This window comes from Rhabdothermincola sediminis (genome assembly GCF_014805525.1).
Taxonomy (GTDB): Bacteria; Actinomycetota; Acidimicrobiia; order Acidimicrobiales; family Acidimicrobilacustridaceae; genus Rhabdothermincola; species Rhabdothermincola sediminis.
Window position 1 is genome coordinate 1 of record NZ_JACFSZ010000010.1, and the last position, 13,407, is coordinate 13,407.

Consider the following 13,407-nt stretch of genomic DNA (forward strand, 5'->3'; position numbering starts at 1 on the left):
ACACCTCAACCCGGCCCTTCGATCTGCCCGCACCGCGACCCGCTCGCCCTCCGACGACACGACGCCCCTCCCACGACCGACGGCCGCCCTCCACCCCACGAAGGCGCCTTGCTCAGCACAGTCCTAGGCTGACGATCATGTCCCCCCGTCGAGGTTCTCCGCGGGTCTCGCGATCCGGAGGCGCCGGAGGAGGGCGTCGATCAGGTTCTTCCGCGGGATCCCCGCAGGCTGGCGAATCAGGGCGCGCCGCTCAGAGCGGAGGCCGTCGCTCCTCGCCCGGCCGAGCTCCAGTCGGCGGCCGGGAGGGCGGAGGCGGCCGGGAGGGCGGAAAGGGGATGCCCCGGAAGGGGGGCGATGCGTCGCCGGCGGCGGCGAAGGGTCAGCGGGGTCGCACCAGCAGCCGGGCCAGTGCCCGCACCCCGGCCGGGGGCTCTGGAGCCGGCGGCGCCAGCCGGAGAGACCGGCGACGACCCCAGGCGGGAGGCGGTACCGGTGACCGCGCCGGGCGTCGCTCGGGGGCCGCCGGCCGCGGTGAGCATCCCACGGAGGACATTCCGCGTTCGTGGGGTGGGGTAGCGCGCCGCGGTGCCGGCCGGCTCAGGGCTGGATCGGGGAGCGGCGGTCGTGGCGGGAGCGGGCGACGCTCAGGCGCTCGCACCGAGCCGCCCACGCCGAAGGGCCCGCCGGCACCGCCCGCCCAGTGGGTGCCGGCCGATGAGTTGCGGGACGAGGCGCAGGCCGCGATGGGTCGAGCAGGGGCCCGGCGAGCCGGCCGGGCCGGCCGGGCGGGGGCCTCGACGGCGGACCAAGGCGGGAGCGCTGGAGAGCACTGGGGGCTCGACCGGGACATCGTCGAACAGCTCACCCGGGCGGTCGAGCCGGCCCGGCGGGAGCGGATCGAGCAGCGCTTGTCGGAGGCGGTGCAGGCGTTCCAAGCCGAACGGTTCGCGGACGCGGCACGGATCCTCAAGCCTCTCGCCGACCAGGCCCCCGGCGTGGCGGCTATCCGTGAGCTCTACGGGCTCACGCTGTACCGGCTGGGGCGCTGGCGCTCCGCCATCCGCGAGCTGGAAGCGTTCGAGACCCTGACCGCGTCCACGGAGCAGCATCCGGTGCTCGCCGACTGCCACCGTGCCCTGGGCCACTGGGTGACGGTGGACGAGCTGTGGGAGGAATTGCGCCGGGCCGCCCCCTCACCAGAGCTGCTCACCGAAGGACGGATCGTCACCGCCGGCGCGCTGGCGGATCGCGGTGACCTGCGGACCGCGATCGGCATGCTGGAGGAGGGCTTCCGCTATCCCCGCTCGCCCAAGATCCACCATCTGCGGCGGGTGTACGCCCTCGCGGACCTCTACGAGCGCGCTGGCGATCTCGCCCGGAGCCGGGAGCTGTTCGGTCGCATCCAGCGCGACGCCCCGGACTTCGCCGACGTCGAGGACCGGGTCCGGGCTCTTCGCTGAGCACCAGGCTCCAGACGGCGGGGCGCCGCTCAGCGGACGCCGGGCGGCACCACCGAGCGCCGCCGCCGAGCGCCGCCGCCGGGTTCGGTCGGCCCGGGACGGCTCGCTACTGTTGCCTCGAGGCCTTCGAGCCTGCTTCGCGAACCCGTTCACCTCGTCAGTCGACTTCGAGAGGGAGTGGCATGACCGACATCCAAGCGCTCCTCGGCGACGAAGCCGAGCAGCTGCTCACCTACGAGTGCAAGGGCATCCCCAAGGAGGACCTGGTCCTGCCGGGCTCGGACATCGTCGACCGGGTGTACCGGGACTCCGACCGGTCCCCGCAGGTCCTGCGCAACCTGCAGGCGATGTTCGCCGCGGGCCGCCTTGGTGGCACGGGCTATCTGTCGATCCTGCCGGTCGATCAGGGGATCGAGCACTCCGGCGCGGCCTCGTTCGCGCCGAACCCCAGGTACTTCGATCCGAAGAACATCGTCGAGTTGGCCATCGAGGGAGGCTGCAACGCGGTGGCCACCACCTTCGGTGTGCTGGGCCTGTGCTCACGTATCTACGCCCATCGCATCCCGTTCATCGTGAAGCTCAACCACAACGAGATGCTCTCCTACCCGACCACCTACGACCAGATCATGTACGGCTCGGTCGAGGAGGCATGGAACCTCGGAGCCGCCGGTGTGGGGGCCACGATCTACTTCGGCTCGGCCGAGTCCCATCGCCAGATCGTCGAGGTGAGCGAGGCGTTCCAGCAGGCGCACGAGCTCGGCATGTTCACTGTGCTGTGGTGCTACCTGCGCAACCCGGACTTCAAGGTCGACGGCGTGAACTACGAGGACAGCGCAGATCTCACGGGACAGGCCAACCACATGGGCGTCACCATCGAGGCCGACATCATCAAGCAGAAGCAGCCGACGAAGAACGGCGGGTACAACGCGGTGAACTTCGGCAAGACGAGCAAGCTCGTCTACGGGGAGCTGGTGGCGGAGAACCCCATCGACTGGACTCGCTGGCAGGTCGTGAACAACTACATGGGGCGGATCGGCCTCATCAACAGCGGCGGCGAGTCGAAGGGTGCGAGCGATCTGGCCGACGCGGTCCGCACGGCGGTCATCAACAAGCGCGCCGGCGGTACGGGCCTCATCAGCGGCCGCAAGGCGTTCCAACGTCCGATGGCCGAAGGCGTCGAGCTGCTGAACGCCATCCAGGACGTCTACCTCGACGACTCCGTGACCGTCGCTTGACCGGGCCGCCACCCGTGTCCGCCCCCGGGCCCGGCGCGCCGGCGCCGGCCTGCGGGGCGTGCGCGAGGTCGCCGGCAGGCGGCGGTACAGTGACAGTGGGCCCCTGCTTCGGCGCCCGCACCCACTCCTTCACAACATGTCTCCACGGAACAAAGGGGTTCTCGTGTCCGATACTGCCGAGCGCACCGCGCCCGAGGAGCTCGACCGGGTCATCATCCGCTTCGCCGGCGACTCGGGCGACGGGATGCAGCTCACGGGCGACCGCTTCACCAGCGCGAGCGCCCTGCTCGGGAACGATCTGGCGACCCTGCCCGAATTCCCTGCCGAGATCCGGGCACCCGCCGGCACGCTCGCCGGCGTGTCCGCCTTCCAGGTGCACATCTCCGACCACGACATCACCACGCCCGGCGACGCGCCGAACGTGCTGGTGGCGATGAACCCGGCTGCGCTGCGCAACGAGCTGCCCAAGCTCGAGCCCGGCGGCACCATCATCGTCAACGTCGACACCTTCGACGAGCGCAACCTGGCCAAGGCCGGTTACGACAGCAACCCGCTCGTCGACGGCAGCCTCAAGGGCTACACGGTCTACGAGGTGCCGATGACCAGCCTCACGAAGCAGGCGTGCGAACCGCTCGGGGTCAAGCCCCGGGACGCGGACCGCTCCAAGAACTTCTTCGCCCTGGGCCTGCTCTCGTGGATGTACACCCGCCCCGAGCGACCCACGCTGGATTGGATCGAGGCCAAGTTCGGCAAGAACGAGCTGGTGCGTGACGCGAACGTGGCGGCGTTCAAGGCTGGCCACGCGTTCGGCGAGACCGCAGAGCTCTTCGACCACCCCTACGAAGTGCGCCCCGCCCCGCAGAAGCCGGGCATCTACACGAACATCAACGGCAACACCGCGATGGCCTGGGGGCTCGTCGCGGCGAGCCAGCTCGCCAAGCTGCCGCTGTTCCTCGGGTCCTACCCGATCACCCCCGCCTCCGACATCCTCCACGAGCTGTCCAAGCACAAGAACTTCGGCGTGCGGACCCTCCAGGCGGAGGACGAGATCGCGGGAATCGGTGCCGCGCTCGGCGCCGCCTACGGGGGTCATCTCGGATGCACGACCACCAGCGGCCCGGGTGTGGCACTCAAGGCCGAGACCATCGGTCTGGCGATCAGCCTCGAGCTTCCGTTGCTGATCATCGACATCCAGCGGGGCGGTCCCTCCACCGGACTGCCGACCAAGACCGAGCAGGCCGACCTGCTGCTGGCCATGTACGGGCACCACGGCGAGTCACCGTTGCCGATCGTGGCCGCCTACAGCCCCTCGCACTGCTTCTTCGCGGCCATCGAGGCGGCACGAATCGCGCTCAAGTACCGCACGCCGGTGATGGTCCTCTCGGACGGGTACCTGGCGAACGGCGCCGAGCCGTGGTTGCTGCCCGACGTGTCGACGCTGCCCGACATCAGCGTCGAGTTCGCGACCACTCCGAACCACGTCGACGACGACGGCAAGGAGGTGTTCTGGCCCTACCTGCGTGACCCCGAGACGCTCGCCCGCCCGTGGGCGGTGCCCGGTACGCCGGGCCTGATGCACCGCATCGGGGGCATCGAGAAGGCCGACGGCAGCGGCAACATCTCCTACGACCCGGACAACCACGAGCGCATGGTCCGGCTACGGGCGGCCAAGGTGGCGGGGATCGCGAAGGACATCCCACCGGTCGAGGTGACCGGCGACGTCGCCGACGCGGACTTGCTGGTCGTCGGGTGGGGCTCGACCTGGGGAGCCATCAGCGGCGCGGTCGACCGGGTGCGAGCTCGTGGTCGGCGGATCGCCCAGGCGCATCTCGTGCACCTGAACCCCTTCCCGAGCGACCTCGGTGACGTGCTCCGTCGGTATCCCAAGGTGCTCTGCCCCGAGATGAACCTCGGGCAGCTCTCGAAGCTGCTCCGCGCCGAGTACCTCGTCGATGTCCGTTCGGTCAGCAAGGTGAAGGGCGTGCCCTTCACAGCCGGCGAGCTCGAGACCGCCATCCTGGAGACACTCGATGACTGACACCTCGGTCCCCACGACGACCCGCAAGGATTGGGCCAGCGATCAGGAGGTCCGCTGGTGCCCCGGGTGCGGTGACTACTCGATCCTCGCCGCGGTGCAGCTGCTCATGCCCGAGCTGGGAGTTCGGCGCGAGAACACGGTGTTCGTCTCGGGCATCGGCTGCGCCGCCCGGTTCCCCTACTACATGAACACCTACGGGCTCCACGGCATCCACGGCCGGGCCCCCGCCATCGCCACCGGTCTGGCCATGGCCCGCCCGGATCTCGACGTGTGGGTGGTGGGCGGTGACGGCGACATGCTGTCGATCGGTGGCAACCACCTGATTCACGCGCTGCGCCGGAACGTGAACATCAAGATCCTGATGTTCAACAACCAGATCTACGGGCTCACGAAGGGCCAGTACTCCCCGACCAGTGAAGTCGGCAAGGTCACCAAGTCCACCCCCTTCGGTTCGCTCGACACGCCGTTCAACCCGATCAGCGTGGCTCTCGGGGCCGAGGCCACCTTCGTGGCCCGCACCCACGACATGGATCGTCAGCACATGATGGAGACGTTCCGTCGAGCCCACGAGCACAAGGGCGCGGCGTTCATCGAGATCTACCAGAACTGCAACGTCTTCAACGACGGAGCCTTCGAGAGCATCACCGCCAAGTCGAACCGCGACGACATGCTCATCCCGCTCGAGCACGGCCAGCCCATCCGCTTCGGCAAGGAACGCGAGAAGGGTGTGATGCTCGGCACCGATGGCAGGTTGCACCTCGTCGAGGTGGCCGAGGTGGGCGAGGATCGCATCCTCGTGCACGACGAGAAGAACGACCGGGGTCTCGGGTTCATGCTGTCGCGGCTCTCGCACGGCCCGCACGAGCCCACGCCGATCGGCGTGTTCCGCGCCGTCGAACATCCCGAGTACGTCGAAGAGACCGACCGGCAGCTGCTCGCCGCGCAGAGCCAGAAGGGGCCGGGCGATCTCCGGGCGCTCCTGCACAGCGGCGCCACCTGGACCGTCGAGTAGACGAGCAGACCAGCTCGCTTCGCCGGGCTGTGCTGCGGGCGGGCGTCCTCAGCCCAGTGAGCGGAAGACCACGCCGGTAGCGGGTTTCGGGTGGAAGAAGGTCGTCTTCGGGGGCATGCGCTCGCCCCCGTGCGCGATCTCGACGATCTGCCTGACGGTCGCCGGCCGCAGCAGGACACCCGCGCTCGCCTCTCCCTTGCGCACCCGGTCGACGACCTGGCGGATGCCGTGCTGGTAGACGACGTCATGCGGTGGGAGCGGCCGGAGCGACGCCTCGAGACGGCAACTGTCCAGGTCGCGGGTCGAGGCCAACACCTCGGTCCTCGGTCGGAGAGCGACGGCCCCGCCCGGCTCGACCAGCACCAGGAATCCCTCCTGCTGCATACGCTCGACGACCCCGGGCCCCACCTCGACGGGCTCGCCGATCTCGAACGCCCACGAGAGAGCGCCGGCGACGTCGAAGCCAGCTGGCAGCCCGCACAGCAGGCGATGGATCGGCTGGACGCAGAGCTCGTCATCAGCGAGCTCCACGACCCAGGTCATGACTGCTGCCGGGCTGGAGGTGAGCTCACCGTGCGCAGCTCCCTCCCCCTGTTCGGCCAGGTAGCGCAGGGCGGTCTCGTAGCGGTGGTGCCCGTCGGCGATGACCACCGGCGCCCCCGAGACGGCCGCTCCGATGGCCTGTAGCCGCTGCTCGTCGGTCGTGCGCCACAGCGAGTGAGTGACTCCGTCGGCGTCGGTCCAGCGGGCCAGCGGGTCGCTGGTGGTGTCGAGCAGGTCGGTGAGGCCGGCGGTCGGGGAGAGGCCCCAGACGGCGGAGAGGTTCGCCCGGGTGGCTCGCTGGAGGGCCAAGCGGTCGCTCTTGGCCTTCGGCGTGGTGAGCTCGTGCGGGAGGATCGGCTGTCCACCGCCAGGAGGGGTCTCGCCCGGTGGGCTCAGTTCCAGCGCTCCGTAGACGCCGGTGGTGTGGCGCGCCCGACCGTGATCGTCGAGGTAGTCGACCCGGTAGACGTAGAAGCCGGGTTCCGGGTCCTGCAGGAGGGTGCCGTCATCGAGCCAGCGCCGGAAGGTCGCGGCCGCGTGCCGGTAGGCGTCCCCCTCGCCATCGGGGTGGGCGGGCAGGTCGACGTGGACCACGTTGGCGGGATGGCGGGCGGCGAGCGTGGCCCGCAGGTCGGGATCGATGACGTCATAGGGCGGCGCGGTGACGTCGGCCGGATCGATGCGGTCGAAGTCGTAGTGGATCCCGCGGAAGGGCTCGAATCGAGGCACCGCCCCTGTCTACCAGGCAGCGAGTGACCCGGCGGTCGGTGGGTGTGCCACGATCGCCCGGATGGGATGGGTGCTCGACCTCGACGGTGTCGTCTGGCTCGGGGATCAGCCGATCGACGGGGCGGCGGCGGCCGTGCGGGCGCTGCGGGAGGCAGGGCAGCGGGTCGTCTTCGTCACCAACATGTCCTATGGCCGGGTCGCCGATGTGGTGATCAAGCTCGCTGGCATGGGCATCGAGGCGGAGGGCGATGTCGTCACCTCCGCGTCGGCCGCGGGGTCCCTGGTTCAGCCGGGGGAGCGGGTGCTGGTGTGCGGCGGTCCGGGCCTGATCGAGGCCGTCGAGTCTCGAGGCGCGCTGGCCCTGCCAGCGGCGGAGCCGCCCCCCGGCGCAATGGTGGACGCCGTGGTGGTGGGCTACGACCCCGCGTTCGACTACGCGCGCATGACCGCGGCCGCCACCGCCGTTCGTCGAGGTGCCCGCCTGATCGCCTCGAACGACGATGCCACCTACCCGACGCCCCAGGGGCCGATCCCCGGCGGCGGCGCCATCCTGGCCTCGATCGAGCGGGCCACCGGGGTGACGGCGACGGTCGCCGGCAAGCCCCACCCGCCCATCTGCGAGCTCGTACGTCGACACGTGGGTGGGGAGGGCACCGTCGTGGGAGACCGCCCCGAGACCGACGGCCGGTTCGCGCGGGCGCTGGGATTCCGGTTCGCGCTGGTCCTCAGCGGGGTGACGACCGAGGAACAGCTCCCGGTGCAGCCGTCCCCGGACGTGATCGCCCGGGACCTGGCGAACCTCGTCCTCGGCGACGCTGACCGGGGAACGGCGGGCTTGCCCGGCACGGATCCGTTGCCGCGTGGCGGCGCCCGGTCCTAGCCTGCCCCCATGGCGAAGAATCCGGTGAAGAGCGCGCTGAAGGTCACGCAGCGCGCCCAGGATCGCCTCGAGGCGGCGGTACGCGAGGTGGCGAAGGCGACCGAAGAGCAGTCCGCTCAGCTCCAGCAGGCCCTGCAGGACCTCGTGCAGCGCAGCCGGGAGAACAGCGAGCGGGTGGCCGAGGCCGTCGACCGGCAGATCACGGCACAGCTCGCCGCGCTCGGCCTGGCCACGCAAGCCGACATCCGCCGGCTGGAGCGCAAGATCGAGGCATTGCAGGCGGGGGGTGCGGCGCCGGTGCCGCCACGTGTGGTGAAGAAGTCGGCCACGAAGAAGGCTGCCACCAAGAAGGTGGCCAGCAAGAAGGCTGCCAGCAAGAAGGTCGCGGTCGAGAGGCCCGCGGAGCCTCGCCAGTAGACCCGCCCGGGAACGACGGAGCACTCCCACGAGCACGCGCCGCCGCCTCGACGTGGAGCTCGTCCGCAGGAGCCTGGTGGCCAGCCGCGAGCAGGCGAGAGCGGTGATCTCCTCCGGGCGAGTGCTGGTCGGCGGGGCCCCGGCGGACAAGCCGTCCCGTCTGGTCGACGCGGGCGAAGCGATCCGGGTGCTCGGGGACGGGCCCCGCTACGTCAGCCGGGGGGGTGAGAAGCTCGAGGCGGCACTAGCGGGCTTCGCGCTCGATGTTACCGGCTGGCGGGTCCTGGATGCGGGCGCGTCCACCGGCGGATTCACCGACTGCCTGCTCCAGCACGGCGCGGCCCGGGTGGTGGCGCTCGACGTCGGCTACGGGCAGTTGCACGAACGGCTCCGTCACGATCCTCGGGTGGAGGTGATCGAGCGCACCAACGTGCGCTATGGGGACCCCGCAGCGCTGGGGGCTCCGTTCGACGCCGTGGTCGCGGATCTGTCGTTCATCTCGCTGCGCACGGTCGCCGGCACGCTGGTGGCCTGCACGGCACCGGGAGGTGAGCTGGTGCTACTCGTCAAGCCACAGTTCGAGGCGGGGCGGGTCGAGGCGGACCGCGGTCGGGGTGTGATCCGTGATCCGTCGGTGTGGCGCAGGGTGCTCGAGGACGTGATTGCCGCGTTCGCCGAGCGGGGAGCGATCATCATGGGCGCCATGGTGTCGCCGCTGCCTGGAGCCGAGGGCAACGTCGAGTTCTTCGTATGGCTCCGCAGCGCGGCCAGCCGCCCCGGTACGGACCTCTCGGGAGAGGTGCCCGGCCACCCGGAGGGCATCGATCTGGATCGGGTGATCGCCGACGCGGCCCGGCTCCGGAGCGGCTGATGGCCACCATCGCCTTCGTCGTCCATCACGACCGGCCGGACGCGGCGGAGCTCGCACGGGACACCGCGGCGTGGCTCGAGCAGGAGGGTCACGAGGTCCGCCTCACCGACGAGGACGCGGCGGTGGCGGGGCTCGACCCGACCGGGCACGGCCCGGAGCAGATCCTGTCGGGGCTCGACGCCGTCGTGAGTCTCGGTGGGGACGGCACGATGCTGCGGGCTGTGGCCATGGTGGCAGCCAGCGAGGTCCCGGTGATCGGGGTGAACCTTGGCCAGCTCGGGTACCTCACCGAAGTCGAGCCTGCCGGGCTGCGCCACGCGCTGGCCCGGTTTCTCAGCGGGGACTACGCCATCGAGCAACGCATGCTGCTCGCGGTGCAGCTCGACGTCGTCAGCTCCGGCTCGGTCACCGCCACCGAAGCCATCGCCTTGAACGACGCGGTGCTGGAGAAGACCCCTGGCGGGCACACCGTGCGTCTCGACGTGGAGATCGACGGCCGCTTCTTCACCCCGTACACCACCGACGGGCTCATCGTGGCCACACCGACCGGTTCGACCGCGTACGCCTTGTCGGTGCGGGGCCCGATCGTGGAGCCCACCCACCGGGCCGTGCTGCTCACCCCGGTCTCGCCGCACATGCTCTTCGATCGCACGCTGGTGCTCGAGCCGGACGCGCGCATACGGATCACCGTGGCGGGGGCCCGACCGGCCACGCTGTCGGTCGACGGCCGGGTCCTCGGTGAGCTCGCGGTGGGCGACTCGGTGACCTGCACCGCGTCGGAGCACGTGGCGAGGCTGGTGGTGTTCGGCCCCCGTGACTTCCACGGGATCCTGAAGGCGAAGTTCAAGCTCGGGGACCGCTGATGCTCGAGGAGCTCGCGGTGTCCGATCTCGGGGTGATCGAGCACGTCTCGCTGGTGCTCGGCTCGGGCATGACGGTGCTCACCGGTGAGACCGGGGCCGGCAAGACGATGCTCGTGGACGCCCTCGAGTTGCTGGTGGGTGGGCGGGCGGATCCAACCGTGGTGCGGCCGGGCGCTGCGGAAGCCGTTGTCGAGGGGCGCTTCCTCAGTGGCGACGAGGAGATCGTGCTCCGCCGGGTGATCCCCCGCGAGGGGCGCTCGCGCGCGTACGTGAACGGGCGCTTGGCTACCGTGTCGGAGCTCAGCGAGCTGGGTCGGGCGCTCGTCGATCTCCATGGCCAGCACGCCCACCAGTCGCTGCTGGCGGCCAGGGTACAACGGGGCGCGCTCGACCGGTTCGGCCAGGTCGACCTCTCCGCCCTCGCGGAGGCCCGGCAACGGTTGGCGCACATCGACGAACAGCTCGCCGCCCTCGGGGGTGACGAGCGTGAGCGGGCGCGCCTGGTCGACCTCCTGCGCTTCCAGGTGGCCGAGATCGACACGGCCGCGATCGTCGATCCGACCGAGGACGAGCAGCTCGAAGCGGAAGAGGATGTCCTCGCCGGCGCGCTCGAGCATCGGCAAGCGGCGGAGGCGGCCCTGACCTCGCTGTCCGGGGACGGCGGAGCCGTGGACGGGCTGGGTGCGGCAATCAGGGCCCTGGACGGGCGGGCGCCGTTCGCGCCGGTTGAACAGCGGCTGCGAGGCCTGGCCGCTGAACTGGCCGACGTGGCCAGCGATTTGCGGGCGACGCTCGAGCTGATCGAGGAGGACCCCGCCCGCCTCGAACAGGTGCGATCTCGCCGGAAGCTGCTGCACGACCTGCGGCGCAAGTACGGCGACACCCTGGCGGAGGTGCTGGCGTTCCGGGAGGAGGCCGGCTCTCGGCTGAACGCACTCATGGCTCGGGAGGCCACTGCCGCGAGGCTAGAGGCCGAGCGGCGAGCGGCGTGGGCGGCGGTGACCCGGGCCGAGCGGGCCGTCGGCCGGGCCCGCCGGCGGGCGGCGCCGGCTCTGGCCGAGGCGGTGCAGGCCAACCTGCGTGAGCTTGCCCTGGCGAAGGCCCGCCTGGAGGTCCAGGTGGGTGACGATCCCGGCGACGAGGTCACCATCCTGCTGTCGGCCAACCCGGGCTCACCGCCACTTCCGTTGTCGAAGGTCGCGTCGGGCGGTGAGCTGGCCCGCACCATGCTCGCGCTGCGACTGGTGCTCATCGAGGCCCCGGACACGCTGGTGTTCGACGAGGTCGACGCCGGCATCGGCGGGGAGGCGGCCACGGCGGTGGGACGGGCACTGGCCACGCTCGGTGACCGCCACCAGGTACTGGTGGTGACCCACCTTGCGCAGGTGGCCGCCGTGGCCGCTCGGCACGTCGTGGTCACGAAGCGGGTGCAGGGCGAGCAGACCTCGACCACCTTGCGTGAGGTCAGCGGCGAGGATCGGGCCGTCGAGCTGGCCCGGATGCTGTCGGGCTCGCCCGACTCCGAGTCGGCCCGCCAGCATGCCCGGGAGCTGCTCGGCACGGCGTAAGCACGCCGGGCGGTCGCCAGCGCCGGGCAGGGATCCAGCTGGCACCGGGGTGTGGTGCACCGGGATGCGCCGGGTCCTCGACCGAGCGCGTTAGGGTGAGGTCCCGTCCTGGATGACGCGGCCGAGGAGGACGGGGCAGTGACGAAGCACATCTTCGTGACCGGCGGGGTGGCCAGCTCGCTCGGCAAGGGGCTCACCGCGTCCTCCCTCGGTCGCCTCCTGCGCTCGCGGGGGCTGCGGGTCACCATGCAGAAGCTCGACCCGTACCTCAACGTCGACCCGGGCACGATGAACCCGTTCGAGCACGGGGAGGTGTTCGTGACCGACGACGGTGGCGAGACCGACCTCGACCTCGGTCACTACGAACGTTTCGTCGACGTGAGCTTGTCGCGGGACTCGAACGCCACGACCGGCTCGATCTACTCCGCGGTGATCGCGGCGGAGCGTCGTGGGGACTACCTCGGCAAGACCGTCCAGGTGATCCCCCACATCACCGACGAGATCAAGCGCCGGATCACCCGGCTGGCGGGCGACGAGGTCGACGTCGTGATCACCGAGATCGGCGGCACGGTGGGCGACATCGAGATCCTGCCGTTCCTGGAGGCCATCCGGCAGTTCCGCCTCGACGTGGGCCGCGAGAACGTGTGCTACGTGCACGTGACCCTGGTGCCGTTCATCGGGCCGTCAGGCGAGCAGAAGACCAAGCCCACTCAGCACTCGGTCACCGAGCTGCGTAGCCGGGGCATCCAGCCCGACGCCATCGTCTGCCGGAGCGAGAGCCCGATCTCGGCGGAGCTCAAGCGCAAGATCTCCAACCTCTGCGACGTGGAGGTGGGAGCGGTGGTCAACGCGGCCGACGCTCGCAGCCTCTACGAGATCCCCCTCGTGCTGCACGAGGAAGGTCTCGACGAGGTGGTCTGCAAGCTGCTCGGGTTCGGCGACCGCGACGTCGACCTGTCGTCGTGGGAGATCCTGATCGACCGGATCGAGACCGCCACCCGGCCGGTTCGGGTCGGCATCATCGGCAAGTACGTGAGCTTGCCCGACGCCTACCTGTCCGTCGTCGAGGCGCTCAAGCACGGCGGGTTCCACCACGGAGCGGCCATCGAGATCGACTGGATCCAAGCCGAACAGGTCGAGGGGCTGCTGGCCGATGGACGGTTGCGGGACCTCGACGGGATCGTCATCCCCGGTGGATTCGGCGAGCGAGGGGTCGAAGGCAAGATCGCGGCGGCCACCTATGCTCGCGAGCACGACCTGCCGTGCCTCGGGCTGTGCCTCGGGATGCAGGCCATGACGATCGACTTCGCTCGCAACGTGCTCGGGTTGGTCGATGCCAACTCGAGCGAGATCAACCCGCAGACCCCGCACCCGGTCATCGACCTCATGGAGAGCCAGCGGGACGTGACCGATCTGGGCGGCACCATGCGCCTCGGCGCCTATCCCGCGATGCTGCTGCCCGGCTCGCGGGTCGCGCAGGCCTACGGCAAGGAGGTGATCTCCGAACGCCATCGCCACCGGTACGAGTTCAATCCGAAGTACCGGGCGAAGTTCGAGGGATCGGGCTTCGTCTGCTCGGGTACCTCGCCCGACGGTCGGCTGGTCGAGTTCATCGAGCTCAGCGACCATCCCTTCTGGATCGGCACGCAAGCCCATCCGGAGTTCAAGAGCCGGCCCGACAATCCTGCCCCGCTGTTCCGCGAGTTCGTCGGTGCCGCCCTGGCACGCGCCGAAGGCCGGAACCCGCATCTGCTCTACCTTGACGAAGAGCGGGTCGCGGGCACCATCTGA

At 70.4% G+C, this 13,407-nt stretch carries 11 protein-coding genes; 10 read left to right on the forward strand and 1 reads right to left on the reverse strand.

From position 1 onward, the window contains the following. Window positions 1-704: 704 nt before the first annotated feature. From HZF19_RS09365 to HZF19_RS09380, 4 genes are all read left to right on the forward strand, one after another. A complete protein-coding gene (locus tag HZF19_RS09365; RefSeq protein ID WP_208028509.1) occupies window positions 705-1,460 on the forward strand; it encodes a tetratricopeptide repeat protein in 756 nt (251 codons plus the stop codon). A 182-nt stretch (window positions 1,461-1,642) separates the two neighbouring features. Beyond that, window positions 1,643-2,695, forward strand: coding sequence for a class I fructose-bisphosphate aldolase (locus tag HZF19_RS09370; protein WP_208028510.1), 1,053 nt, complete (start codon window positions 1,643-1,645; stop codon window positions 2,693-2,695). 136 nt (window positions 2,696-2,831) lie between these two features. After that, entirely contained in the window at window positions 2,832-4,733 is a 1,902-nt protein-coding gene (locus tag HZF19_RS09375) for a 2-oxoacid:acceptor oxidoreductase subunit alpha (protein WP_208028511.1), read from the forward strand. After that, entirely contained in the window at window positions 4,726-5,745 is a 1,020-nt protein-coding gene (locus tag HZF19_RS09380; protein WP_208028512.1) for a 2-oxoacid:ferredoxin oxidoreductase subunit beta, read from the forward strand. The genes HZF19_RS09375 and HZF19_RS09380 overlap by 8 nt, the downstream gene beginning before the upstream one ends. A gap of 48 nt (window positions 5,746-5,793) precedes the next feature. Here the strand turns inward: HZF19_RS09380 and HZF19_RS09385 are convergent, their stop codons facing one another. Beyond that, window positions 5,794-7,017, reverse strand: coding sequence for a DUF1015 family protein (locus tag HZF19_RS09385; protein ID WP_208028513.1), 1,224 nt, complete (start codon window positions 7,015-7,017; stop codon window positions 5,794-5,796). A gap of 61 nt (window positions 7,018-7,078) precedes the next feature. On the opposite strand from HZF19_RS09385, the gene HZF19_RS09390 reads away from it, so the two are divergent. From HZF19_RS09390 to pyrG, 6 genes are all read left to right on the forward strand, one after another. Further along, the gene (locus HZF19_RS09390; RefSeq protein ID WP_208028514.1) at window positions 7,079-7,897 is read left to right on the forward strand and encodes an HAD-IIA family hydrolase; all 819 of its coding nucleotides are present in this window, start codon (window positions 7,079-7,081) and stop codon (window positions 7,895-7,897) included. Between the two features lie 9 nt (window positions 7,898-7,906). Further along, the gene (locus HZF19_RS09395) at window positions 7,907-8,314 is read left to right on the forward strand and encodes a phasin family protein (protein WP_208028515.1); all 408 of its coding nucleotides are present in this window, start codon (window positions 7,907-7,909) and stop codon (window positions 8,312-8,314) included. A 52-nt stretch (window positions 8,315-8,366) separates the two neighbouring features. Then, entirely contained in the window at window positions 8,367-9,185 is an 819-nt protein-coding gene (locus HZF19_RS09400) for a TlyA family RNA methyltransferase (protein WP_307781188.1), read from the forward strand. Beyond that, entirely contained in the window at window positions 9,185-10,048 is an 864-nt protein-coding gene (locus HZF19_RS09405; protein ID WP_208028516.1) for an NAD(+)/NADH kinase, read from the forward strand. Before HZF19_RS09400 ends, HZF19_RS09405 begins: the two co-directional genes overlap by 1 nt. After that, the gene (recN, locus tag HZF19_RS09410) at window positions 10,048-11,616 is read left to right on the forward strand and encodes a DNA repair protein RecN (protein ID WP_208028517.1); all 1,569 of its coding nucleotides are present in this window, start codon (window positions 10,048-10,050) and stop codon (window positions 11,614-11,616) included. The genes HZF19_RS09405 and recN overlap by 1 nt, the downstream gene beginning before the upstream one ends. Window positions 11,617-11,754: 138 nt before the next feature. Then, entirely contained in the window at window positions 11,755-13,407 is a 1,653-nt protein-coding gene (gene pyrG / locus HZF19_RS09415; protein WP_208028518.1) for a CTP synthase, read from the forward strand.